Genomic DNA, 23,695 nt, shown 5'->3' on the forward strand with positions numbered 1-23,695 from the left:
CGGTTCACCGCCGCCATGGGCCGACTGGCGCGCCGAAACATTGACCGGGATCAACGAATTTGTTGCGCCGCATCAATGCGGCGGCGTCGCACCGGGCACAGGGGGGGGCCGTGCAAAGCAAGGAGTCCAGACCCATGAAAAAACAATATTTCTCCCTCTTCCCGCTGGCGGTCGCCCTCGCGATTCCGGGACAGGCGGCGGCCAAGGCCGGTGACGTGCAGGTCAAACTGCTCGGAACGCTCGTCGCGCCCGACGGAAAGATCCAGGATGTGAAGACCGACCGCCTCGGCTTACCGGCGGGGACCCAGACGAAGGCCGACGACAACGTCGTGCCGACTCTCGCGGTCGAATATTATGTCACCGACAAACTCTCGCTCGAAACCATCGCCGGGGTGACGCAGCACGACGTCGATGGACGCGGCGCGTTGGCGGGCGCGGGACTGGTGTCGGATGCCCGGATCGTCCCCGCAACGCTGACCGTCAAATATCATTTCGGCAAGGAAGGCGGCGTGCAGCCCTATATCGGCGTCGGCCCCAGCTATTTCATCTTCATCGACGAAAAGCCGGGCGCGACCGCCGTGGCGCTTGGCGCCACGCGGCAAAAGATCGACGACAAATTCGGCGCCGCGCTCCAGGCTGGGGTCGACGTCCCGGTAAACGACAAGGGACTGGCGGTGACTTTTGATGCGAAGCGCTATTTTCTTCGCCCGACCGCTCGCTGGTTTGCCGGGACGACCGAGGTGCTGCGCACGAAACACAAACTTGATCCATGGGTGATCAGCGCGGGGGTGGCCTTTCGCTTCTGATCGGGCGCCTTATCCCGCCATATCCTCCATCGCCGCGCGGTCGTTGATCACGATCTCGCGGCGCGAGGGCAAATCCACGACGCCGTCTGCTCGCATTTTGGTAAGTTGGCGGCTTGTCGTTTCGATCGTCAAGCCCAGGATATCAGCAATCTGCTGGCGCCCGAAGGGCAGCTCGAACCCGTTGCTCGCGCCCGACTGGCAACCCTGCCCCGACAATCGCTCGGACATTTCGAGCAGGAAGGATGCCACTTTCTCCGACGCCGACTTGCGCCCAAGCAGCATCATCCAATGGCGTGCGCGGTCGAGCTCGTCGAGCGTGCGGCGTAGCAATTTCTGTTGTAGGTCCGGGTGCGAACTCGCAAAATCGTCGAAATTATTGCGGTTGAAGATGCAGACCTCGGCGTCGGTCATCGCGGTGACGCTATATGGGCTTTCCTTGCCGAACGGGCGACCGATGAAATCCGATGGAAAAACAACCCCGACGATCTGTTCGCGCCCGTCGGCGGTCGATACCACCAGTTTCAGCACACCTTCGAGAACATTGGCGACAACGGGCGCGCCGTCCCCTTCCCACAATAAGGTCTGCCCGGACCGAACCTTTTGCAGACGCCCCATTTTGCCCAGCGCGGCAAGTTCCGCAGGGTTCAGGCTTGCGCAAATCGCGCGGTTTCGGACAACGCAGGTCGCACAATCGGTCACTCGCCCGCCCTACAGGACGGCGGCCGGTTTGAAAAGCGTAACGACCCCAAACCTCGGGTTTCGACCCTAGTGCGCGAGCAGCAGCGGCGCAGGCGCGGCCTCAAGCAGGTAGCGCGTGACACCGCCAAACAGCGTTTCGCGCAGGCGTGGTCGACCAAAAGCCCCCATGACGATCAGCCCGGGCGCCTTGGCCTTTGCCTCGCGCTCTATCACCTCTTCGGCGGTTTCGACGCCGCGCTCGACCTGGCGAAAATCGGCGTGGATTTCGTGGCGCGACAGATAGATCAACGCATCTTGCGCAGGAATCCGGCCTTCGTCGGGCCCCACTGTCAACAGCACGACCTCGCACGCATCACCGATAAGCGGCACCGCTGCGCGTAGCGCGTGCGCCGCCTGCGGGCTGCCGTTCCAGGCGATTATTACCGGCGCGTCAAGGTCGACCGGGCCACTGTTGTCGGGAATCGCGAGTACCGGCACAGGCACCGTCATTGCAAGGTCACCCGCCACCATCGACGTGCTGGCGCGCCCCAGCGACACAATGGCTAGGTCCGACAGTGTCGCGGCAAGCGACAACGCCGACACGACATCGCCATCGGCAATGGCAACGTCCCACGGCACGTCTTCGTGCGCCAGTTCGGCTCCCAGTCGCTCGGCCAGTTCCTGGTCGGCCAGCTGCGCCTTCGCAAGCTGTTCCGAGGCGAGATACATGCCGCCGAACGGATCGGTCGCGATAAACTGCTGAAAAGGCGATGCAATCACAAAGCTCAAGTGCGAGCGGTGCCGTCGGCCGATCGCCAATGCGCTCTCCATTCGCGCTGCCATCGCGTGGCTCGCGTCGGCGTGGATCAAAAGATTTCGCATGTCGTTCCTCCTGCGGTTGCACAGGGAAGGTGCCAATGCCTTGACGGCCGGTCATTGACCGGCATCAAAAGACCGCATTTTCGGCAAGCCGCCGACGTGGCTCGGCAGGTGCGTCAGGCGGTCATCTCGCGCCGCCGCATTTCGGTCGGAACGACCCCGAAACGGCGCGCGAAGGCACGGGTAAAGCTGGCATTGCTCATATACCCACAACGATAGCCGATGCTGGAGATCGAAAGGTCGCTCTGCGCGAGCAACTGGCGGGCGCGCTGGAGCCGCCGCTCGCTCACCGCCTCGGCAACGCTGCACTGATACAGCTCACGAAAACCCCGCGTCAGCTTTTCCTTGCTCAGCCCGCAGCGTCGCGCGACGCTGCTGACGGTCAGCCGCTCCTGCCAATGCTCGTTGACGATCTGGTGCGCGGCGGCGACGCGGGTGATGTCATCCTCGCTGAGCGTTGTCGCACCGCCGACCTCGACCATCCGCCCTTCGCCGAGCGCCGCAAACAGCTGACACAAAAGTTCCAGACTACGCGCCGATCGCAGGATGTCGGGAACTTCGCCTTCGCCTTCGACCGCGACGACGGCGCGCCCCAGCCCGCGAAGATCGGCAGGAAGATACCAGCGGCCCTCGGGCTTGGGCAGCAGGGCGAACAGGCGCAGGCAGGCCGCCTCGCTGATCGCGAACACCACCAGATGATCGTTGGCATGACCATCGAGGTCCGGTGCCTGGAGGACGCTGACGGCAGGCTCGCCTATGTCGCCGAACCCCAGGATGACCGGATCGGGCGGCAACAGCGCGCGGTCGCATGGACCGCGACCGACGAAACTCGTAAATTCTGGCGAGACGCCCAGCGGAAGTTTTTTATCCATGTGGTCACCCGAAATATCCGCCAGCGCCATATGCGGTTCAGTCCCGCGCTCAAACCCCTTATCGCACATGTAGAAAAAACCAGCTTCCCGCGCCCCGCACCGGACGAGGCGCGCGCGGTCAGTGTTTCAGATACTGGCTCGGCGGCACACCGAACGCGCGGCGGAACATTGCGGCAAAGCCGCTGGGGCTGTCATATCCGACGTCATAGGTGACCTGCGTAATCGACGCGCCGGCCGCCAACAGGGAGAGGGCCTCCATCAGTCGCACCTGCTGCCGCCAGACGGCGAGCCCCATCCCCGTTTCCTGTTTGAAACTGCGCGTGAAGGTGCGCCGCCCCATCGCCGCGAGCGCGGCCCAATCGTCGATATCGCGCGGGTCGGAGGGGTCGGCGATGATCGCGTTGCAAACACGCAGCAGGCGCGGATTGGACGGCATGGACACCTGATAGGGCGCGTTGGGCATCCGTCCGATTTCGTCGAGCAACAATTTGATAATCTGCCCTTCGCGCCCATTGACGTCATAAAGGGCCGGAAAATCGACGACTTCGAGGATTAGCGATTTGACAAGGTTCGACACCTCGAAAACCCGGCATGCCTTGTCATGTTCGCCGCGTCCGCGCGGAAGATATAATGTGCGGAGCGACACCGGCCCGCGACAAGCGACCTCGTGCCGCGTTCCGGCGGGAAGCCATACCGCGCGCTGCGGCGGGATCACGAAACTCGTCTCGGGCGTGCGAACCGACATCACCCCTGCCGATGCGTAAAGGATCTGGATATGATCATGGCTGTGCATCGGATCGATGAAGCCCGCGGGATATTCATCTTGCAGCGCAATGACCGGGCGGTCATTCGTCAGGACATCGACACTATGCTTCATGGCCCAATCCTCGCAAGTCTTAGACAAATGCACAATATAGGCCGGGCGCGCGCTTGACCAGCAACGATGCGGCCGCTGGCCTGTCCGGCGCGGTGATTGGCCCGAACGGGCGATAGATGCGACCGGGTAAAAGCTATCAGGCGATCAAGGAATGTTTGGGGAAGGATATGCTAAATATGTCAAAGGGCTTGAGCGCCGTGCAGGACGACATGGCCGATCCCGACATCCGCCGTTTCGTCGATGCGATCAACGCCGCCTATGTCGAGCATGGCGCGCCGGCGGGGGCCAGCATGGCAACGCGTCGCCAGATCGCCGAAACGGTGCGCGCGCCGTGGCGTGCGGGTGGCCCGATAATGGCGGAGACCTGCGAAATGGATATGGGCGGCGTCCGTTTGCGGCTTCATCGTCCGGTTACGGACAAAAAACCGCCGGTCATGCTCTATATCCACGGCGGCGGCTGGATGCTGTTCAGCATCGACACCCACGATCGCCTGATGCGCGAATATGCCGCGCGCGCCGGAATCGCGGTCCTCGGCATCGATTACAGCCTGTCGCCCGAAAGCAAGTTCCCAGTAGCGCTGGAAGAATGCGCAGCGGCGCTCGACTGGATCGACGCACATGCGGATGCGCTGGGCCTCGACGCCGACCGGGTTTTGATCGGCGGGGATTCGGCGGGCGCCAACCTGTCGGTTGCGACCTGCCTGTTGCAACGCCAGCGCGGGCGCCCGCTGCCCGCTGCGATGCTGCTCAACTACGGGGCTTTTGCGCCTGAACGCACGCCAAGCTACGCCCGCTTCGGCGCTGGCGACTATTCGCTCGAATCGGATGAAATGGACGCCTTTTGGGCGGCCTATGTCGATAGTGCCGAACAACTCGCCGATCCGCTGGTCGCGCCGCTCCGTGCCGATCTGACCGGTCTGCCCCCCGCATTTCTCGCCATCGCCGAATGCGACATCCTTGCCGACTGCAACGACGCCTTTGCACGCAAGCTCGGGGATGCTGGCGTCCCGGCCCGCGCTGTCACCTATCGCGGCGCGACCCACAGTTTTCTCGAGGCGGTATCGATCGCTCCGCTTGCGAGCCGCGCCCTCGACGAGCAGGCAGCGTGGGTTCGTGATATCGTCGGCGCATGACCGCCCTCTACGAGCCGCGCGACACCGCCGATATCGGGCAACTGATCGCCGACTATCCGCTCGCCTGGTTGGTGTCGGGCGCTTTCCATGCCAGCCCGCTGCCGCTGCTCGCCGAACGTGACGCCAGCGGCGCCGTCGTCGCGCTGCTCGGCCATTGCGCCTTGCGCAATCCGCTCGTCGGCGATTTCCGCGCCGACCCGCGCGGCCTGGTCCTGTTCAACGGCCCGGCGGGCTATATCCCGACATCGCTGTTATCGAAGCCCGACTGGGCGCCGACGTGGAACTTCGCCGTGCTCCGCTTCACCGTCGAGATCGAATTCGTCGAGGACGAAACGCGCGATGCCATCGAACAGCTCGTCGCAAAGATGGAGGGCAGCGCCTGGTCGACAGCTCGCCTCGGCACCCGCTATGACGGAATGCTGGAACAGATTATCGCTTTTCGTGCGCACATACGGTCGGCCGAACATAGCTTCAAACTGGGGCAGGACGAAAGCGCGCAGGGTTTTGCCGAAATCGTTGCCGGCCACAGTGACCCGGCGCTCGTGCGATGGATGAAAGGACAGGCCAAAAGGTGAAGCTTTTCTTCGACGAACGACAGGCCGCCCATGCCCCCTTACGCGAGCTGCACAATGGGGATTGGGTGCCCTATGCCGAAAATATCGAGCGGCCGCGCTCGATCGTCAAACAATTCAGCGATTGGGAGGGCGTACGCGATTTCGGCATGGCGCCGCTCCTTGCGGTTCACGATGCCCATTATCTCGCCTTTCTCGAACGCGCCCACCGCGAGTGGCTGGCGGCCGGGCGCACCGGCGACGCCATCGGTTATACCTTCCCGATCCGCCGCCGCCGTCCCCTCGCCTTTGGTCGCATCGATGCCGACCTCGGCGCTTACAGCTATGACGCGGGAACACCGATCGCCGCGGGCACTTGGGAATCGGCCTATTGGTCGGCGCAAGGCGCGCTGACCGCCCTCGACCATCTTCAGACAAGCGGCGAGGCGCACGCCTTTGCGCTATGCCGACCGCCCGGCCACCACGCGGGGCGCGATTATATGGGTGGTTATTGCTACCTCAACAATGCTGCAATCGCTGCGCGCGCCGCCCAGACGCGCGGCCTCGGCCCCGTCGCGATCCTCGACGTCGATTATCACCACGGCAACGGCACACAGGACATCTTTTACGGCGATCCCGATATCTTTTTCGCGTCGATCCATGCCGACCCGCGCACCGACTATCCCTTTTACTGGGGCCATGCCGACGAAATTGGCGAAGGCGCGGGCGAAGGCAGCACGCTCAACCTGCCCCTCCCCCGCGGCACTGACGGGAAAAGCTATGCCCCGGCGCTCGATGCGGCGCTCAGCGCGATGGCGGACTGGGGCGCACGGTTCCTTATCGTCTCGTTCGGCGCCGACACGCACAGCAGCGACCCGATTTCGAGCTTCGCGCTGGAACGCGAGGATTATGTCGCCATGGCCGCCCGTATCGCCAGCCTCGGCGTGCCGACGCTGATCGTGATGGAGGGCGGCTATGCCGTCGGCGACCTCGGAAAGAATGTCGCGGCGTTCCTTTCGGGTTTCTGATAAATCCCCCCATGCCGCCGGCAAGGGGGGATTTCCCGATCTCAGTCCAGACTGAACCGCAGGCTGGCGCCCAGCGTGCGCGGCCGTGCGACGGAACCCGCAAAGGCGAAGGGCGCATTCAGGATGCCATACTGGTTGAACAGATTCTTGGCGAACAGGCTGACTTCGATCCGATCGCTCACCGTTACCGAGGCATTGAGGTCGACAAGGTGGAAATCGCCCTTCTCCAGCGACCCGGCGAAATCGACGGGTGCGCTTGACAGATACCGGTGCGCGATGCCGAACCGGGGCTTCAAGCTGGCATCGGGGAAGCTCAGGTCGAGCGAGTTCGACAGCGTCCATTCGGACGCCCCTGGCAAGCGCGTTCCCTTGGCATAGCCGCCGCCCGGCGCGAAGCTGTCGGGCAATAGCGTCGACAACCGCGCGTCATTATAGGCGATGTTCGACGAGAAGGTCAGGTTCCGCGTCGGACGCAGGTTCAGGCTGATTTCGACACCGTCGATGTCGGCGCCGCCGCCATTCACCGTATAGGCGTTGAAATCGACCGGCGTGAACAGCCGCGCCTGCACATTGCCCCAGTCGATATGATAGGCTGTGACGTCGACGCTCAGCGTCCGGTCGATCAGGTCGACCCGCGTTCCGATCTCGTAATTCTTTGTCGTGTCGCTTTCAAAGGTCAGCGGCAGTCCGGGAACCGCAGCCGAATAGACGTTGACACCGCCGATGCGGAAACCCTCCGAATAGAGCGCATAGACCATGAAGTCGTTCGACGGCTTGTACGTCAGCGAGACTTTCGGGATGAAATCTGAATCCTTGCTCGCCGCCGGGGCGAAATCGAACGGATCGACCAGATTGGCGTTGGGCAGATATTGGAGGCGCGGGCGCGAGCGATATTCGAACAGGCGCCCACCGACCGTCAGCGTCAGCGCATCGACAATGTCGAACGATGCCTCGCCAAAGATCGCCTTTTCGGTGACGCGGTTGCTGCTGATCGTCCGCGTCGCGAGGTCGCCGGGGGCAAGTTCGCTGCCCGGCTGGCCGTCGAATTCGCCGGGGTTCGCGTCGATATAGTCAGCGATGCCCTCGATAAAGGTGCCGTCGGTATTGTTCGAGCGCAGCCGCGTGTAATTGGCACCGATCAGCCAGCGGAAGCGTCCGCCGTCGGGCGACGCCAGTCGCAACTCGCCATATTCGGTCTTCGACTTGCCATCGCTGCTCGCCAGTTCGGGCGTGTCGGTGCGCGGGTCGTTGCCGCCAAAGATTGAGTTGTCGAACGCGAGGTTCGCCTTCTTTTCGGTATAGCTGCCGACTGCGGTCAGAGTCGCAAAGCCCAGATCCTGCTCGATGCGCAGGCTGTGCATCATGAAGCTGGTGTCCTGAAACTCGGCCACGTTGGTCGCGCGGTCGAAAGTCTTGGGCGGGCCGAAGATCACATAGGTCTGATCGTCGAGATCATATTCCTGGTACATGCTGAGCGCCGAGATGCGCGTCGCCTCGGTCGGGGTAAAGACGATCGACCCGCGCAGGCCCCTGACCCGCAGGTCGTTGCTGCCGTCTTCGCCGAGCAGCGTGTTGTTCAGATAGCCCGCGTCGTAACGCTGGAGCGCGACGAGGCGGACAGCGAGCTTGTCGGTCGCGATCGGCAGGTTGACCATCGCCTTCGCGGCATAGCTTGCCTCGCCGGCGCCCTTGGTTGTCGCAAGATTGCCTTCAAAGCCCGCATCGAATCGGCTGGGATCGGCCTCGTTCACCACATAGTTGATTGCGCCGCCGAGCGACGACGATCCGAACAATGTGCCCTGCGGCCCGCGCAGCACTTCGACGCGAGACACGTCGAAGCTGTCGACGTCGGGGATGACGAGCGGGAAGCCGGGTTCGATCAGCGGCACTTCGTTGAGATAATAGCCCGTCGTCGCCTGATTTGCTTCATGATAGGTCGACGATGCGACGCCGCGGATCACAACTTCGGAGACGCCCGGCTGGTAATCGTTGAACACGACGCCGGGGACGCGGGTGATATAGTCGGAAAGGCTCTGGGCATTCAGCTTTTGCAGCGTCGCTTCGCTGACCGCGCTCACCGAACCGCTGACGTCGCGGACCGACTGTTCGCGCTTGGCGGCGGTGACGACGATCTCGCTGTCATCGGTTTCCTGCGCCAGGGCGATCGATGCCTGTCCCAGCGCCAGGATCGAAATACCACACGCCGCGACGCGCCTGATCGATGCAAACCCCATTTTTGCCTCCCTAATTGATAATGCCTATTGGTAAGAAGATCCGATGCTCAAGCTATCATGGGAAATTGGCGTGACGGCGATGGTCGGGCCATATTCCAGCGGGATCGGGCCACCCGCCATTCGCCGGAAAGCGCGGTTTCGCGCGAGCTTGCGGCCAATTTGCCCAATCGGTGGATTGGGCGGCCTGATCGATGCAGTAAGCCGGTCGAGGCGCCATAGACTGGACGCGACATCCCCGTCGGGCAAAAGAGGGTCGGAAAATGCGCAGCGTCGACAACAAGAGCCGAAGGGCGTTTATGGGTAGCGTCGCGGCGGCGGCGCTGTTGCTGGGCAGCGGCCCGGGCCGCGCGCTCGAAAAAAGCGCGCGCGGACGCTGGCCGATGATCGCGCCGCCGCGCTCGCCGCGCATTTCGCATGTGATCGACCAACTGGGCCGCCGGCGCGACGATGCCTATAGCTGGATGAAGTTCATTCCCCCAGTGGGCGAACGCAGCCGGACCAACCTGCCCCGTCCCGTCGCGAAAATGCTTGCCGACGAAAATGCCTATGCCGACGCGATGCTGGAGCCGACGAAAGCGGTGCAGGCCGAACTGGTTCGCGCGATGCTGGCGCGCAGCGCGGGGGCCGTCGCGGCGCCGGCGCTCGAAAAGGACGGCTGGACCTACGCCTCCGCAATTCCCGAGGGCCAGGCCCACGCCCGCTACATTCGCCACAAGGAGGGCGAAAAACCCGAACTGCTCGTCGACGAAAGTGCGCGGGCGGCGGGCCAGCCCTATTTCCGCAGCACCGGCCATCAGCCGAGCCCCGACCATCGTTATTTCGCTTGGGCCGAGGACGTTATCGGCAACGATCGCCATCGTATCTGCGTCCGCGACAATCGGAGCGGCGCCGTCCGCACGATCGTGGAACAGGACGCTTATGGCTATGGCGGACTCGTTTTCGCCCCGTCGTCGCGGTGGCTCTTCTGGATCTGGCGCGACGCGCGCAACCGTCCGACACGGCTCTATCGCACCGCAGTCGACGGCACGACGACCAGCCTTGTCTATGAAGAAAAGGACCCCGCAATCTTCATGCAGGTGAAGCGCACCGCCGCCGACGGCTTTGTTGCGCTCACCCTCGCCGGCCCTGAAACCGCCGAAGTCCGCTTGCTGTCCGCGACCGACGAAACCGCCGCGCCCGCCGTCGTCTGGCCGCGCAAGGTCGGGGTCCGTTATGAAATCGACGAATGGAACGGCGAACTCGTCACACTGACCGACGCCGACGCCGCCTTCGACATGGCGCTGCTGCGCCTCGACCGCGCCGATTTCCGCACCTTGGGCACACTCGTTCCGCATCGCGCGGGAACGCCGATCCTCCAGCTTGTGCCTTTTGGGGCGGCGCTGGTTCGGCTTGAGCGGGCCGACGGCCTCCACCGTCTCGTCATCCTGCGCCCCGACGGGTCGGAGCAGGTGATCGCGTTCGACGACCCCGCCTATGCGATCGAACTGCCCGCCGAGCAGAGCTACACTGCGCGCACGGTGACGATTGTCCACCAATCGCCCAAATCGCCGCGCCGCTGGATTCGCGTCGACCTCGCGAACGGGACGCAGACCGTCATCCAGCAACAGACGGTCGCGAACTTCGATCCAGACGACTATGTCGTCGAACGCCTTTTTGCTCCTGCCCCTGACGGCGAAATGGTCCCCATCACCCTGCTGTCGCGTCGCGGCGCGCCAAGGGACGGCAAGGCGCCGCTGCTCCAATATGGCTATGGCTCCTACGGCGTGCCAAGCGACCCCGAATTTTCGGTTCCGGCACTTGCGCTGGTCGATCGCGGCTGGCGATATGCCATCGCCCATGTTCGCGGCGGTTCCGAAAAAGGGCGGCGCTGGTTCCTCGGCGGGCGCAAATTCACGAAGCGTAACAGCTTCACCGATTTCATCGCCTGTGCGCAGCATCTCGCCGCCGAGGGCTATACCGAAAAGGGCAAGGTCGTTGCCTATGGTCTGTCGGCGGGCGGGCTGCTCGTCGGGGCCAGTATGAACATCGCGCCGACATTGTGGGGCGGCGTGATCGCGCAGGTGCCCTTTGTCGACATGCTCAACACGATGAGCGACGGCGCGCATCCGCTCGTGCCGCTGTTTCGGCCCGATTGGGGCGACCCGCTCGCGGATCCCAAGGCCTATGATTATATCGCCTCGATCTCGCCCTACGAAAACGTCGGGGCGGCCGCTTACCCGCCGCTCCTGTGCACCGCGGGTCTCAAGGATGACCGCGTCGCCTATTGGGAACCCGCGAAACTGGTCGCCGAAGTGCGCCGCCGTTCGACCAGCGGCAATCCGGCGCTCCTCCACACCGACATGGACAGCGGGCACCAGGGCAGCGCCGACATCGCAAGCGAATATCGACAGAAAGCGTTGTTCTGGGCCTTTGCGATGCGGTGCGTCTGACGTCATTTGCGGGACAAAAGGGTCGCCGCTGCGCATGATCGTTGATCGAGCGTCTCCAGCTAAGCCACTGTTCTAAAGCGGCGATTGCACCAATGCCGGTATCGGCGAGCAAATGGCGCCTGAAAATCGCGCCATTGGCAGTAAATCGGACTTAAACCTTCACCGCGCCGCTCGTTAAATGTCGCATGACCACTAAAGCGACACAATCGAACGAGCCGGTAGGACGGTTCCTGGGTTGGCTGGGGCTTCGCCATTCGCGTGGCGGCGCGCCCGACGAAGGCGGAGCTCCGCCCGATGGCGGCGGACCGCGCGACCGCGCCCGCGCCGCGCGCTACGAACTCGCAGCGTCGATCACCTCCTTCCTGGTCGACAATGACCTCGACGTCTCGCCTGCGAACCTGCTGCTGGCGCACGGGGCCTTTTCGGGTGGCAACCCGCGGCTGGCGCGCCAGATCGTCGCGCAAGCGCAAACGCCGCAGGGGATCAGCCAGCAATGGCTCAACGACCTCGACCAACAGGAAGCGAGCCAGCCCGACCGCGTCGAACTCGATCGCCTGATGACGCGGCTCGAAACCAATATCGAGGCGTTTCACGCCAACACCAAGGAGGCCCGATCGGTCACGAGCGACTATGGCACCGAGTTGGAGCAGCATGTCGTCGACCTCGAACAGCTCCAGAAGACCGGCCGCATCGTCTCCAGCCTTGCCGACCTCGCCAAGGTCATGCTCGACCGCACGCGCCAGGCGGAGGACGACATGCGCAAGAGCGAGGATGAGGCGAAAGCCCTGCGCCGCAGCCTCGATCGCGCCAAGCGCGACGCCGAGCTCGATTATCTGACGGGACTGCCCAACCGTCGCGCCTTCGAAATCCTGCTCGAGCGCCACTATAAGGAAGCACGCGCCGCGGTCGAACCGCTCAGCATCGCCTTTTGCGACATCGACGAATTCAAGAAGGTCAACGACCTTCACGGCCATGAAGCCGGCGACCGCGTCATCAAGGCGATTGCCGATACGCTGGCGCGGATATCGAACGACCATTGCCACGTCGCGCGCCACGGCGGCGAGGAGTTCGTCATGCTGTTCCGCGGGCTGACCCCGTCGCAAGCGGCCGAAAAGCTCGACGATGCGCGCGAGGCACTGGCCGACCGGCGGCTCATCAACCGCAAGACCGACGAGCCCTTTGGCCAGATCACCTTCTCCGGAGGGGTCGCCGACGTCTTCGGCTATGGCGACACGCGCGCCGCGCTGAAGGCCGCCGACACCGCGCTTTACAAGGCCAAGGCGGCCGGCCGAAACCGGATTGAAATCGCCGACCCGGCCTGAATTCCAGCTATTCCCGCGAGGGGGCGGGAGGCCGCGGGCGATCGCACACCAGAGCGCGATCGCCCGCGGCTTTATTCCGCCTGGCGGCTACGTGGTCGCCCGGCGCGCTGCCCACAAACCGAAACTTGCGATGATCGCATAACAGATCAGCGGCACCGCCAGCGCGAGACGGATATCGCCACTCAGATCGGCCACCGTTCCGAACAGGAACGGAACGATCGCCCCGCCGATAATTGCGGTGCACATGATGCCCGATCCCTGCGGCGTCCGTTCGCCGAGCCCCTCGGTCGCGAGGCTGAAGATCGTCGGGAACATCAGCGAATTGCAGAAGCCGACGAGGATCAGCGCCCAGCCCGACAACGCGCCCGTGGTCACCGCCGAGAGCAGGATCAGCGAAATCGCACCGGCCGCAAAGGTCGCGAGCACGCGGCCCGGCTTCGCCAACCGCAGGATGAAACCGCCGAGCAACCGGCCAACCAGCGCGCCCAACCAGTACATCGCGACGAGCTTGCCCGCCGCCTGGAGCCCCAGCCCCATCACGCTCGGCTCGGCGAGATAAGCCATGAGGTTCGAGCCGATAGCGACTTCGGCGCCGACATAGACGAAGATGCACAGCGCGCCGAACTGGACACGGCGGTTGTGGGTCAAGAGGCCCCAGGTGCCCTCCAGCTTCACATCGTCGGTGCGGGCATGGTCGAGCGCCGACCGGTACATCCAGAACACCGCGGCGATGACCAGCATCAGCACGCCGAGCCACATATAGGCGGTACCGATCGACGCGCCCTCGGCGACGCGATAGGCCTGGATTTGCGCCTCGGTCGCGGTTTCGGCGTCGATCGGCTGTTCATCGCCGAGCAGGAAGGTCGCGCCGCCATAGACCATCAGGAACACGCCGATCGAATTGAACGCCTGCGCAAAGGTCAGCCGGCTGTGCGAGGTTTCGACCGGCCCCAGCGTCGTGATCACGGGGTTCATCGCGACCTGCAGAACCGTAATCCCCGCGCCGATGCAAAAAAGTGCGGCAAGGAAACCCGGATAGGATGCCGCGGCCGAAGCGGGAATGAAGAGGAACGCGGCGGCCGCCACGATGACGAACCCTAGCACGAAGGTGCGGATATAACCGAGCTTCGACATGATGATGCCGGCGGGGATCGAAAAGGCGCCATAGGCGATAAAAAACGCCATCTGGACGAGGTTGGCCTGCGCATGCGTCAGGTGGAACATCGGCTTGAACTTGCCGACCAGCAGGTCGTTGATGTTCGTCACCCCGCCAAGCAGGAAAAACACCGCAAAGGCGAGGATCAGCACGACTTTGGTGCCGCCCCCTCCCTTGCCCGGCTGTTCGACCGCGTTCGGGTCCACACTCGTCGCAACGCTCGGCGCCAATGCCATGTCTCTCTCCCAACCCTGTTTTCTGGCTAACCCGCGTCGGGTCTTGTCACTTTACCGCGGGCGGGCAAGGCAGATTCTCGCCGACCGCCTCGACATTCGTATTCAGCAGCGTCGCGGCAAAGCCCTTGTCGGCCTTGACGGTCGCGGCATTGTCCACCTGCCGCAAATTGGCGCCGGCGTCAGCGAAGCAACGCAGCGGCACCTTGATCGTGACGATCTGCCCCGGCGCGGCCGATTTGACCGCTGCCGAAATGTCGAAGGCTTTGCCTCCCAGCGCGATGCTCACCGGCGCCGTGCCCGGCGCATCAATCCGCCATTCGATGCGAAGCGCAAAGCTGTTGTTCAGCTGACGCGACAGGTCGGCATAGGGTCCGGTCAGCTCGAGCGTCGCCGGCCCGGTCCAGACAAAGGACTTGCCATCCTCCTGTGCGCGCACATCGACCGAGCGGGCCGCGATCATGCCGCCCGGACTTGTGATCGCCGCCGATTCCACGGGACGCTTGCCGCCAGCATCGGTGATCGAAAGCACCCAGGGCGACCGCGCACGGCCACCGGAGAAGAAGTTCTCGACGTTCAACGCCGCGGTGATATCGACACCCAGCTCTTCCGAAAGCTGCGGCACCGTCGACGCGTCGCCATATTTCAACCCGTAACCCACGGCGAACAGCGGTTTTTCGACCGGCGATCGCGCGTTGGCGGGCCAGGCGAAAGGCAGTGTGCCCGTAAAGCCGCGTACCGTCTTGCCGTCCTTGCCCGCGACGAGCACATCGGCAACGCCGGCACCCTGCGACCCGGGCAGCCAGCCCGCAACAAAAGCGTCCGACGCATTGATTTCGGGATTGGTGAACATCGACCGCCCCGACAGGAACAGCGCAACCACGGGGATACCCGCGGCCTTCAGCTTCTTCAGCGTCGCAAGATCGGTGGCCTCCGACGGCTGATAGTCGAGCGTCGCCACGTCGCCCTGAAACTCGGCATAGGGCGCCTCGCCGAACACGACGATCGCAACGTCGGGTTTTTCCTTGAACGCGCCGTCATCGGACAGCGTGGCGACACCGCCCGCATCGCGCACCGACTTGTCCAGCGCCTCCCAGATCGTCTGCCCGTTCGGGAAGTCCGACCGCACGACGTCGGTCCCCTGCCAGCTGATCGTCCAGCCGCCCGACTGAATCGCCATGCTGTCGGCCGCGGGGCCAGTGACGAGCACGCGCGCGCCGGGTTTGATCGGCAGGACGCTGCCGTTGTTCTTGAGCAGGACCAGCGACTTGGCGACCGCCTCACGCGCGACCGCGAGATGGTCGGGCGTGCCGACCGCTTTCACGATACTGCGGTCGACATGGCCTTCGGGAAACAGGCCGAGCTTATATTTCACGCGCAGGATACGCCGGACCGCATCGTTCAGGCGAGCCGCAGGGATCGTGCCATCCTTCGCATGTTTTACCGTACTGTCGAACAGCCCCTTCCAGCTGTCGGGTGCCATGAACATGTCCAACCCAGCGTTGATCGACTGGGCGCAATCGGTGACGGTGCATCCCGCAACCTGCCCATGGCCGTTCCAATCGCCGACGACGAAGCCCTCAAAGCCCATCTTCTGCTTCAGCGCGTCGGTCAGCAGCCCCTTGTTGCCGTGATGCTTGACCCCCTGCCAGCTCGAAAAGCTTGCCATCACGGTGAGCGCGCCCGCATCGATCGCGGCCGGATAACCCATGGCGTGCTTGGCGATCAGTTCCTTTTCGTCGATCTTTGCGTCGCCCTGGTCCTTGCCCTCGAACGTCCCGCCATCGGCAAGGAAATGCTTGGCGGTCGCGGCGACCTGGCTGGCACCGAGAGTCCGGCCCGCAACCAGCTTGCCTTGCAAGCCGAGCACCATGGCCTTCGCATAATCTGCAATCAGTTTCGGATCGGCGGCATAGCCTTCATAACTCCGCCCCCAGCGCAGGTCTTGCGGCACGGCAAGTGTCGGGGCAAAGGTCCATTCAATTCCGCTACCCGCGATTTCAGCCGCCGTCACCGCGCCGATACGCTGGATCAGTTCGGGATCGCGCGCGGCGCCAAGGCCGATATTGTGGGGGAACAGGGTCGCGCCGGGGATGTTATTGTGCCCGTGGACCGCATCGACGCCAAAGATGATGGGAATCGCAACACCATTGGCCTGCGGCCGCAGCGACACCGCCCGAAAATCGCCAACCAGTTTTGCCCAGTCGGCGGCGGTCGACCGCTCGTTGCCGTTCGGGCCGCTGTTGCCGCCTGCCAGGATCGACCCGAGCGGATAGGTTTCGAGATCCTTCGGCGTGATCGTGCTGATATCCGCCTGAACCAGTTGGCCGACCTTTTGCTCAATCGTCATCTTGCCGATCAGGGCGTCGATCCGCGCCTCGGTCTTGGGATCGGAGATTGCGGCCGGGCTTTTTGCCGCAGGCCATAGGTCGGGATGAACCGCCGCCGCATCGGGGTTCGCGGTCTGTGCTGCGGCAGCAGCCGTTCCTGCCAGAAGCAGCGCGGTCGCCATCACCATTGCCTGTCGGCGCATTATCTCTCCCATCCCTCTATTGTGAACGTTATCAAATTGGGTGTCGCATAGTGACCCCCTGAAATCAAGCGCTGTATTTGCGGGGTGGGTCAGCGGATGCGCGGCATGGTCGCCAGCAGCAGCACGGCGATCGCGGTCAGCCCCGCCAGCAGCAGGAACAAAGCGTCGAAACCAAAACCTGGAACCAGCGAGATTGTCAGCCACGGCATGATCAGCGACGGCACAGTGTTGGTCAGGTTGAAAACGCCAAGGTCGCGGCCGCGCCGGTCCGATCGCGGCAGGATACGCAGCGTCTGGCTCGCGTGGAGCGAAAGGAACACCGTCGTCGCGATCCCGAACAGAAGATAGCTTGCCTTTGCCGCTTCCAGCCCTGTCGCGACCGCCATGCCGACCATCCCGAGGCCCGATACGGCCGAGCTGACGACCAGCGGCAGAAACGGTCGGTCGTTGCGATCGGCCCAGCGTCCGCTCGCCAGGGCGATGGGGATCGCGATCGTCAACGCCATGCCGAACAGCCGCGCCTTTTCATTGTCGTGCATGCCGGGGTCAATCGACCGGAACCAGAAATACAGATAAGCGAACAGCGCCGCTTCGGCGATCTGGACGAGCAAGCGCGCGAGCCACATCCGCACAGCCGGGCCGGTCGGCCGACGCGACGGCGCATCCGCTTCGCCTATGGGGCGCGCGTTGAGTTCGGGGAAGGCGCGCGGTCGGCCGAACAACAGCACCGGCGATACTGCGGTCGCGACGAGCATCGCGATGACGATCAGCCGCCCTTCGACCGGGACCAGTCCCGGCCAGGTCACGAGTGCCCCCGACCAGGCGCCGAGCGCCGGCGAAAACGCGAGCAAGCCGCCGAGCAGGCCCTTTTGTTCGTCGGGGACAAGATCGCCGGCCCAGGCGGCGAGCGGCCCGAGCATCATGTTGAGCGTGAGTTGCCACGCGATGATGATGCCGACGAGCGACCAGATGTCGTGCGCGAGCGGCACCGCCAGCAGCAACAGGATCGTCAGCGTCAATCCGGCCAGCACCCAGCCGCGCCTGTTGCGCGTGCGATCGCTGAGCCAGCCGAACCCGATCCCGCCGATACTCGCCGCGATCGCGCCAAAAAAGGTGACATAGCCCAAGGTCTGGACATCCGCCGTTCCCGCAAGTTCGGTCATCCGGGACGGCAACCAGATCGTCAGGAACGGCACATAGGCGATGGCGCCGCCCGCCGAAGCGAGCGCGTAGAGGAGGAGGAATGCGGTGGACTGGCGACGCGGCGCGCCGACATCATCCATGGACGGCAACCGGCGGCGCGGCCGTCGACCCGCGCGGCACAAGCCCACCCTGAACCCGCGTCGGCTCGGTCGGGCGCGGAGCGCCGCGCTGCGCCGCGATGATCAGTTCGACCGCGCGCGACGCGGTTTCGGCGACCGGCTGGTCCACCGCGGTCAGCGCCGGCTGGGTGAAACGCACGACCGGCGGGTTATCGAAACTGACGATCGACAATTGCCCGGGCACGTCGAGGCCGAGTTCGCGTGCGACCTCCAGCGTCGCGAGCGCCATCTGGTCGCTGCTCGCGATAATCGCGGTGGGCGGATGGACGCCGCCCAGCAACTGGCGCGCCGCGTGGGTCCCCGACGCAAAGGTGAAGTCGCCCTCCACAAGCAATCCATCCGTCGGCAGTCCGGCCGCCCCCATCTCGCCCTGCCAGCCGTCGATACGCCAGCGGCTAAGGCTGTATTCGGGGGAGCCCGCGATAAAACCGACGCGCCGGTGCCCCAGGTCGATCAGGTGGCGTGTTGCGCGCCGCGCCGACCCTTCATCGTCCATCGTCAGCGCGATCCCGGCCGCGCCGCCGCGCGAACCGATGCGCGCGAACGGAATCTTCTGCTGGTCGAGCAGACCGACGATCAGCGGATTGTCCGAATGCGGCGGGGTCAGGATCACGCCGTCGGGTTGCAGCGCCGCGATGGCCGCGCGCAGCTCGCGCTCGACATGGTCATTGTGGGTATCGACCAGCTCAAAGATCATCCGGTAGCCATATTCAGCACATTTGAGCATCCCGCCGAGCAGCATCTGGTCGACCCAGTCGACGCCCTGCCGCCCCTGCCAGTCGGCGATCGTGCGTTCGCGGTCGTTGATCGCAAGGATCAGGTAGGAGCGCGATCCGCTCATCCGCTGCGCGGCGATCGACGGCACATAGCCCAGCTTGTCGATCGACGCCTGGACCCGTTCCTTCATTTCCGGGCGGACATTCGGCTCGTTGTTGATGACGCGGCTGACCGTTTGCAGCGACACGCCCGCGTCGGCTGCAACATGCTTGATCGTAACCGACTGCCGCCGACGCCCCATTATTTCGCCTGATCCCCCGTGCTGCTGCAATCGCTAACGGCATTGCCATCACATTGCCAGACGCGGACCCAATCTATTTCCATGTTTTTGGGATAGCCGTTCTCATCCACGCCCTTCAGCCCTCGGTCTTCGGCCAGCCCGCCGCCGACCGCGAGGTTCAGGATCAGGTGGAACGGCCGGTCGAACGGTGCGGCGGGTTCGCTCGATCCGCTCGTCGACCATTCGCTCGCGACGCGCGTGGCATAGGGCTTGCCATCGACCGTCCAGACGATCTTGCCCTTTTGCCAGACGATGCCGAAGACGTGGAAACCATCGAGCGGGGCGGGCAGCGCAGTTTCGTCGCCCTTATGCTTGTTCGCCGGCCATTGACCGCCGAAATGGAGCGTGCCGAGGATGCGGTTCTCGATCCCGCCCGCGCAGGTTTCGCATCGGACGCCAAGGTTCACCGCCTCCAATATGTCGATCTCGCCCGACGCGGCCCAGCTGCCATAATGGCCGTCTTCGGGCAGCATCCAGATCGCGGGCCACGTCCCCTGCCCCTGCGGCAACTTCGCGCGCACCTCGATCTTGCCATAGGTCCACGCCGCCTTGCCGCGCGTGACGAGGCGGGCGGAGGTAAAGGGCTTCGTCGCCTGCGCCGTCGCCTTTTCAGCTTCGCCGCGCTGCGACAGCGGGAATGCCGGCCCGGTCATCGCCTCCTTGCGCGCGGTGATGACCAGCTTGCCGTCCTTGATCGCCGCATTGGCGGGCCGGTCGGTATAGCATTGGCGTTCGTTATTGCCGCCGCCCCAACAATCGACGTCAAAGTCCCACTTGTCGCGATCGATCGCCGTGCCGCCGAACTCGTCCGACCATGCGAGCCGCCATCCGCCATCGGCGGGTTCGCGCGCCGCTGCACCGCCGCCAAACGCGGCCGCAAGCGTCAGGATCGCTGCCGCGCGGATCATGCCGCCTTTGGCGCCTCCGCCCCGCAATAGCGCGCGACATAGGCGTGGTGTTCGGGCAGCGTCGCAACGGTCTGCGCGATATTGTCGCGGATCGACTGGAACAATCGCTCCACCTCGTCGTCGCGCAGCTTGTCGGCAATGGGGTGATAGGATTGCGGTTCGATCCCCTGCCCCATCATCACCTGCACCCAGCTATTCTCCGCAAACAACTCTTCATATTTGCGGAAGACGCGGCCCGTTTCGCGAAACAGCTCGATCTTCTGCTGCAAGGAATCGGGGATCGGCATGGCGGCGACATGGCGCCAGAACGGGCTGTCGCGCCGATTGGTCGCCTTGTAATGCAGCACAACAAAGTCGCGGATCTGTTCGATGTCCAGCCGTTGCTGGTCGTTGAACTCCATCGCGTCGCGCTCGCTGACGCGGCCGTTCGGCATAAGGCGGATGAAGCGTAGCACGGCGCGCTGGATCAGGTGAACCGTCGTCGCCTCGAGCGGCTCGACGAAACCACCCGCCAGGCCGACGGCAACGCAGTTGCGATACCATTGCTTCCGCCGCACCCCGCCCTTGAACTTGATGTCGAACGGTTCGATCAGCGGTTCGCCGACGCTGCTCATCAGCCGGTCATAGGCTTCGTCGCGCGACAGATAGCCGCTGGTATAGACGATCCCGGCGCCCATGCGGTGTTGCAGCGGGATGCGCCATTGCCACCCGGCGTCGTGCGCGATCGCCTGCGTATAAGGCATCGGCGGGCCGAGATGTTTCGACTGCACCGCGATCGCGCTGTCATTGGGCAGCCAGTGGCTCCAATCCTCGAACCCCGCGTGCAGCGCGCCGTCGATCAGCAGCCCGCGAAAGCCGGTGCAATCGACGAACATGTCGCCCTCGATCCTCCGCTCGCCGTCGAGATGCAGCGCGGCAATATCGCCGCTTGTCCCGTCCAGCTCGACGTGTGCGATCTTGCCCTCGACGCGCGTGCAGCCATCGGCTTCGGCGAGCTTGCGAAGGTAGCGCCCGTAAAGCGTCGCATCGACATGATAGGCGTAATTCATCCGATCTTCGGGCAGGTGCGCGAACTTCCCCTGCATCCCCGCGACCAGCTCGAGGCAGTAATCGGCATAGGGCTGTTCATGCCCGCGCTCCCGCGCGTTCAGCCAGAAATGCTGGAAACCCGCCGACCAGTGGTCCTTCCCCGACAGGCCAAAGCTGTGGAAATAGCTGTCGCCGTCATGCTTCCAATTGTCGAACAGGATGCCCAGCTTGAAGGTCGCCTGCGTCGCGCGCATGAAATCGGGTTCGGGGATGCCCAGGATGCGGTTGAAATTGACCAGCGGCGGAATGGTGGACTCGCCGACCCCGATCGTCCCGATCGCTTCGGATTCGACCAATGTCAGATCGACGGTCGGACCCATCGTGCGCGCGATCGCCGCTGCCATCATCCAGCCCGCGGTGCCGCCGCCCGCGATGACGACGCGGACCGGTTTCTTGTCGCTCATTTACTCAAGGCCCTCAGCAAAAAGGCGCGCAACCGGCCCGCCGTCTCGGACGTGAGCGGGGCAAGGATGCTGCGCGCGGTTTCGGGAATATGGTCGGTGACGCTGGCGTCATTGTCGAAGACATAGTGGTCGAACTGCTCACGCCAGATCGCCTTGTCTTCGGGCGGCAAGTCGCGGATCGCAAGGATCGCGTGATTGAGCGCCGCCTGCGGCTGGCCCAGCCAGGCCGGTGTCCGCCGCCACCAGTAATTGACCAATATGTTGAAGTCCGCGAGCCCCTCCACATGGTGCCACCACATCGAGGGGATGAAGATCGCGTCGCCGGGCTCCAGATCGACGGTCAGCGCCTCGGCCATCGCATCGACGAAGCGCGGGTGCGCGGCCAGGTCGGGATTATCGAAATCGACCATACTGACGACGCGCCCGGCGGGCGTGTTGTCGATGGGGCCAAGATAGAGGTTTCGGAACGCGCCGGGCGGAAACAGCGTGAAACGGCGCCGCCCGGCGGCGCAACAAGCCAGATTGTCGGGAAAATCATTGTGCGCGGCAATCTTCGTGCGCGTCCCGATCCAGATGCTTTTCAGCGGATCGCGGTCGCCAAGGTCGATCGGATTGGCTTCGTCGAGCCCGTCGAAGTGCGATGGAATGTCGATCGACGCCAGATAGACGGTGCGGTTTTCGCCGCGATCCTCGGCCTGGTCGATACCGCCGAAAATATCGGCCAGCCGCCCCGTGCCGATGCCGAAATTCATTTCCATGTCCGCGTCGTAGAACAGGCGGCCATCGTGGCCCGGCGGCGCGATCGACACCTTGAACGGCCGCTCGCGGGCATGATCCAGCAAATAGCGTCGCGCGTCGCGGGCCGACCGTTTCCCCGCCTCGACCAGCGGCCAGTCGGCGACCAGGCCGCGCAGGACGAATGGCGCGCGCGGGTTTTCCAGCAGCGCATCCAGTCCGGCATCCTTGTCCCACGTCCGCTCGGGCACCCGCGCCAGGCGGTGGGTAAAGGCGCCGCCCTGCTCAGCCACCGCCAAGCCTGCCGTTCTTGCGCGCAACCAGCACCGACAGTTGCGACAGCGAGGCCAGCGCCATGAACATCGGCATCAAATGCCCCGCCGTGTGCAGCGCGCCGAGCGCCGCCGCGTCGAGCGCGCGCAGCTTCGCCTCGTCGACGATATGGAATCCGACCAGCGAATGAAGCGACCCGTCGTCCAACGTCACTTCCAGGCTGAACGGTTCGAGCAGGTCATAGGCGAGCAGCGCGTCGTAGAAGGATTTGCTTTCGCGATACCCTTCATCGAGATCGCCCAGCCGTTCTGCGATATCTTCAAGATAGGGGGTCGCGGCGCCGTCGACATCGAACAGACGCACCCCCTCGCCGCCCGTGGCAATACGCGGATGGTCCATGTCGATATGCACCTGTCCCAGTCCGTCGCCATTTTCCGGGCGGCCGATCAGGAACGGCTGGACCGCAATCGACAGCGGCCGATAACGCGCGTCCCACCGATCGCCGTCGAGGAACAGGTTTTCGCCATTTTGGAAACCGAACATCGCCAGCGCAGAAAAATCGTCGCGTCCCGTCTCGCGCCGGAACAGGATCGGGAAATGCGCCTGCACGCGGCGAAACTCGCTCGGCACCGTCAGCGCCGCCATGATGTCGTCGCCCAGTTCGGCACCCGCATCGGTGCGGATGCGCAGATCGCGGTGGGTCTTGTTGTCGAGGACGGCGTGGCGGGTCATCAAAATCCTTTCCTATCGCGCCGCGGCCGGTTTGGCATCGGGGCGAAGCGCGTCGAGATAATCGCGGTTGGGCGGCAGCGCCGCGGCGAGCGACCGCGCACGCTGCCGGATTTCGGAAAGCAGGGCCGCGGCGCGCGCGCTCCCGGATAACTCCGCAGGAACCGGAAACCCCATGCCGTAAAGAATATATTGGTGGCTCTCGGCCGAGAAGATTTCGTCGACCCGCGGAAAGTCCCATGCCGACGGCGGCTGGTCGCGCCACAGGGCCAACATTTCTGCCAGTCGCGGCGGGACATGCGCCGCGTCGCGCTGAGCCAGCCAATAGGGGTCGTCGCGGCGGCTCAGCACATAGTGAAGCTTGAGGAAATCGACGATGCGGTCCCAGCGATAGCGGAATAGCTCGTTGAAGCGGTCGGCGTGGATGGGCATCGCGGCACGGCTCGC

The 23,695-nt window shown here is 64.2% G+C and carries 20 protein-coding genes; 6 read left to right on the forward strand and 14 right to left on the reverse strand.

Going from position 1 to position 23,695, the window contains the following annotated elements:
- The first annotated feature begins 134 nt into the window (after positions 1 to 134).
- The gene (locus A3E77_RS12005; RefSeq protein WP_293646195.1) at positions 135 to 806 is read left to right on the forward strand and encodes an OmpW/AlkL family protein; all 672 of its coding nucleotides are present in this window, start codon (positions 135 to 137) and stop codon (positions 804 to 806) included.
- A 9-nt stretch (positions 807 to 815) separates the two neighbouring features.
- Here the strand turns inward: A3E77_RS12005 and A3E77_RS12010 are convergent, their stop codons facing one another.
- From A3E77_RS12010 to A3E77_RS12025, 4 genes are all read right to left on the reverse strand, one after another.
- Positions 816 to 1,505: a Crp/Fnr family transcriptional regulator gene (locus A3E77_RS12010; RefSeq protein WP_293646197.1), complete on the reverse strand. Its 690-nt coding sequence runs from the start codon at positions 1,503 to 1,505 to the stop codon at positions 816 to 818.
- A 66-nt stretch (positions 1,506 to 1,571) separates the two neighbouring features.
- On the reverse strand, positions 1,572 to 2,366 hold the full coding sequence (locus tag A3E77_RS12015; protein WP_293646199.1) for a universal stress protein: 795 nt from the start codon (positions 2,364 to 2,366) through the stop codon (positions 1,572 to 1,574).
- 113 nt (positions 2,367 to 2,479) lie between these two features.
- Positions 2,480 to 3,235 (reverse strand): AraC family transcriptional regulator, encoded by a 756-nt coding sequence (locus A3E77_RS12020; protein ID WP_293646201.1) that lies wholly within the window; start codon positions 3,233 to 3,235, stop codon positions 2,480 to 2,482.
- A 118-nt stretch (positions 3,236 to 3,353) separates the two neighbouring features.
- Positions 3,354 to 4,112 carry an AraC family transcriptional regulator gene (locus A3E77_RS12025; protein ID WP_293646203.1) on the reverse strand — a complete coding sequence of 253 codons (759 nt, stop codon included), beginning with the start codon at positions 4,110 to 4,112 and terminating at the stop codon, positions 3,354 to 3,356.
- 176 nt (positions 4,113 to 4,288) lie between these two features.
- On the opposite strand from A3E77_RS12025, the gene A3E77_RS12030 reads away from it, so the two are divergent.
- The 3 genes from A3E77_RS12030 to A3E77_RS12040 are packed head-to-tail and all read left to right on the forward strand — an operon-like array spanning position 4,289 to position 6,824.
- Positions 4,289 to 5,245 (forward strand): alpha/beta hydrolase, encoded by a 957-nt coding sequence (locus tag A3E77_RS12030; protein ID WP_293646205.1) that lies wholly within the window; start codon positions 4,289 to 4,291, stop codon positions 5,243 to 5,245.
- A complete protein-coding gene (locus A3E77_RS12035) occupies positions 5,242 to 5,820 on the forward strand; it encodes an FMN-binding negative transcriptional regulator (protein ID WP_293646207.1) in 579 nt (192 codons plus the stop codon). The genes A3E77_RS12030 and A3E77_RS12035 overlap by 4 nt, the downstream gene beginning before the upstream one ends.
- Positions 5,817 to 6,824 carry a histone deacetylase family protein gene (locus A3E77_RS12040; protein ID WP_293646209.1) on the forward strand — a complete coding sequence of 336 codons (1,008 nt, stop codon included), beginning with the start codon at positions 5,817 to 5,819 and terminating at the stop codon, positions 6,822 to 6,824. The genes A3E77_RS12035 and A3E77_RS12040 overlap by 4 nt, the downstream gene beginning before the upstream one ends.
- A 41-nt stretch (positions 6,825 to 6,865) precedes the next feature.
- Here the strand turns inward: A3E77_RS12040 and A3E77_RS12045 are convergent, their stop codons facing one another.
- Entirely contained in the window at positions 6,866 to 9,058 is a 2,193-nt protein-coding gene (locus A3E77_RS12045) for a TonB-dependent receptor (RefSeq protein WP_293646211.1), read from the reverse strand.
- Between the two features lie 296 nt (positions 9,059 to 9,354).
- Between A3E77_RS12045 and A3E77_RS12050 the strand changes: the two genes are divergently transcribed.
- Positions 9,355 to 11,487, forward strand: a complete 2,133-nt coding sequence (locus A3E77_RS12050; RefSeq protein ID WP_293646213.1) for a S9 family peptidase — start codon at positions 9,355 to 9,357, stop codon at positions 11,485 to 11,487.
- 185 nt (positions 11,488 to 11,672) lie between these two features.
- The gene (locus A3E77_RS12055) at positions 11,673 to 12,809 is read left to right on the forward strand and encodes a sensor domain-containing diguanylate cyclase (RefSeq protein WP_293646215.1); all 1,137 of its coding nucleotides are present in this window, start codon (positions 11,673 to 11,675) and stop codon (positions 12,807 to 12,809) included.
- 87 nt (positions 12,810 to 12,896) lie between these two features.
- Here A3E77_RS12055 and A3E77_RS12060 read toward each other — a convergent pair whose 3' ends face one another.
- The 9 genes from A3E77_RS12060 to A3E77_RS12100 form a co-directional block, all read right to left on the reverse strand.
- Positions 12,897 to 14,201 (reverse strand): sugar MFS transporter, encoded by a 1,305-nt coding sequence (locus A3E77_RS12060; RefSeq protein ID WP_293646217.1) that lies wholly within the window; start codon positions 14,199 to 14,201, stop codon positions 12,897 to 12,899.
- A 46-nt stretch (positions 14,202 to 14,247) separates the two neighbouring features.
- Complete coding sequence (locus tag A3E77_RS12065) at positions 14,248 to 16,731, reverse strand: glycoside hydrolase family 3 protein (protein WP_293646219.1); 2,484 nt, start codon at positions 16,729 to 16,731, stop codon at positions 14,248 to 14,250.
- Between the two features lie 89 nt (positions 16,732 to 16,820).
- Positions 16,821 to 18,014, reverse strand: coding sequence for an MFS transporter (locus A3E77_RS12070; RefSeq protein ID WP_293646221.1), 1,194 nt, complete (start codon positions 18,012 to 18,014; stop codon positions 16,821 to 16,823).
- Complete coding sequence (locus tag A3E77_RS12075) at positions 18,007 to 19,071, reverse strand: LacI family DNA-binding transcriptional regulator (RefSeq protein WP_293646223.1); 1,065 nt, start codon at positions 19,069 to 19,071, stop codon at positions 18,007 to 18,009. Before A3E77_RS12075 ends, A3E77_RS12070 begins: the two co-directional genes overlap by 8 nt.
- Entirely contained in the window at positions 19,071 to 20,018 is a 948-nt protein-coding gene (locus A3E77_RS12080) for a glycoside hydrolase family 16 protein (RefSeq protein ID WP_293646225.1), read from the reverse strand. Before A3E77_RS12080 ends, A3E77_RS12075 begins: the two co-directional genes overlap by 1 nt.
- Positions 20,015 to 21,511 carry a tryptophan halogenase family protein gene (locus tag A3E77_RS12085; protein WP_293646227.1) on the reverse strand — a complete coding sequence of 499 codons (1,497 nt, stop codon included), beginning with the start codon at positions 21,509 to 21,511 and terminating at the stop codon, positions 20,015 to 20,017. The genes A3E77_RS12080 and A3E77_RS12085 overlap by 4 nt, the downstream gene beginning before the upstream one ends.
- The gene (locus A3E77_RS12090) at positions 21,508 to 22,539 is read right to left on the reverse strand and encodes a cupin-like domain-containing protein (RefSeq protein WP_366652637.1); all 1,032 of its coding nucleotides are present in this window, start codon (positions 22,537 to 22,539) and stop codon (positions 21,508 to 21,510) included. Before A3E77_RS12090 ends, A3E77_RS12085 begins: the two co-directional genes overlap by 4 nt.
- Positions 22,532 to 23,251, reverse strand: a complete 720-nt coding sequence (locus A3E77_RS12095) for a SapC family protein (RefSeq protein WP_293646229.1) — start codon at positions 23,249 to 23,251, stop codon at positions 22,532 to 22,534. Before A3E77_RS12095 ends, A3E77_RS12090 begins: the two co-directional genes overlap by 8 nt.
- A 12-nt stretch (positions 23,252 to 23,263) precedes the next feature.
- On the reverse strand, positions 23,264 to 23,695 hold a 432-nt coding region (locus A3E77_RS12100), incomplete at its 5' end, for a tryptophan 7-halogenase (RefSeq protein WP_293646231.1).

The sequence above is a fragment of the Sphingopyxis sp. RIFCSPHIGHO2_12_FULL_65_19 genome, assembly GCF_001830555.1.
Classification (GTDB): Bacteria; Pseudomonadota; Alphaproteobacteria; order Sphingomonadales; family Sphingomonadaceae; genus Sphingopyxis.

Coding starts and splice junctions, on each gene's coding strand:
- A3E77_RS12005 (WP_293646195.1), top strand. CDS start 135: ATGAAAAAACAATATTTCTCCCTCTTCCCGCTGGCGGTCGCCCTCGCG.
- A3E77_RS12015 (WP_293646199.1), bottom strand. CDS start 2,366: ATGCGAAATCTTTTGATCCACGCCGACGCGAGCCACGCGATGGCAGCG.
- A3E77_RS12020 (WP_293646201.1), bottom strand. CDS start 3,235: ATGGATAAAAAACTTCCGCTGGGCGTCTCGCCAGAATTTACGAGTTTC.
- A3E77_RS12025 (WP_293646203.1), bottom strand. CDS start 4,112: ATGAAGCATAGTGTCGATGTCCTGACGAATGACCGCCCGGTCATTGCG.
- A3E77_RS12030 (WP_293646205.1), top strand. CDS start 4,289: ATGTCAAAGGGCTTGAGCGCCGTGCAGGACGACATGGCCGATCCCGAC.
- A3E77_RS12035 (WP_293646207.1), top strand. CDS start 5,242: ATGACCGCCCTCTACGAGCCGCGCGACACCGCCGATATCGGGCAACTG.
- A3E77_RS12045 (WP_293646211.1), bottom strand. CDS start 9,058: ATGGGGTTTGCATCGATCAGGCGCGTCGCGGCGTGTGGTATTTCGATC.
- A3E77_RS12050 (WP_293646213.1), top strand. CDS start 9,355: ATGGGTAGCGTCGCGGCGGCGGCGCTGTTGCTGGGCAGCGGCCCGGGC.
- A3E77_RS12055 (WP_293646215.1), top strand. CDS start 11,673: ATGACCACTAAAGCGACACAATCGAACGAGCCGGTAGGACGGTTCCTG.
- A3E77_RS12060 (WP_293646217.1), bottom strand. CDS start 14,201: ATGGCATTGGCGCCGAGCGTTGCGACGAGTGTGGACCCGAACGCGGTC.
- A3E77_RS12065 (WP_293646219.1), bottom strand. CDS start 16,731: ATGCGCCGACAGGCAATGGTGATGGCGACCGCGCTGCTTCTGGCAGGA.
- A3E77_RS12070 (WP_293646221.1), bottom strand. CDS start 18,014: ATGGATGATGTCGGCGCGCCGCGTCGCCAGTCCACCGCATTCCTCCTC.
- A3E77_RS12075 (WP_293646223.1), bottom strand. CDS start 19,071: ATGGGGCGTCGGCGGCAGTCGGTTACGATCAAGCATGTTGCAGCCGAC.
- A3E77_RS12080 (WP_293646225.1), bottom strand. CDS start 20,018: ATGATCCGCGCGGCAGCGATCCTGACGCTTGCGGCCGCGTTTGGCGGC.
- A3E77_RS12085 (WP_293646227.1), bottom strand. CDS start 21,511: ATGAGCGACAAGAAACCGGTCCGCGTCGTCATCGCGGGCGGCGGCACC.
- A3E77_RS12095 (WP_293646229.1), bottom strand. CDS start 23,251: ATGACCCGCCACGCCGTCCTCGACAACAAGACCCACCGCGATCTGCGC.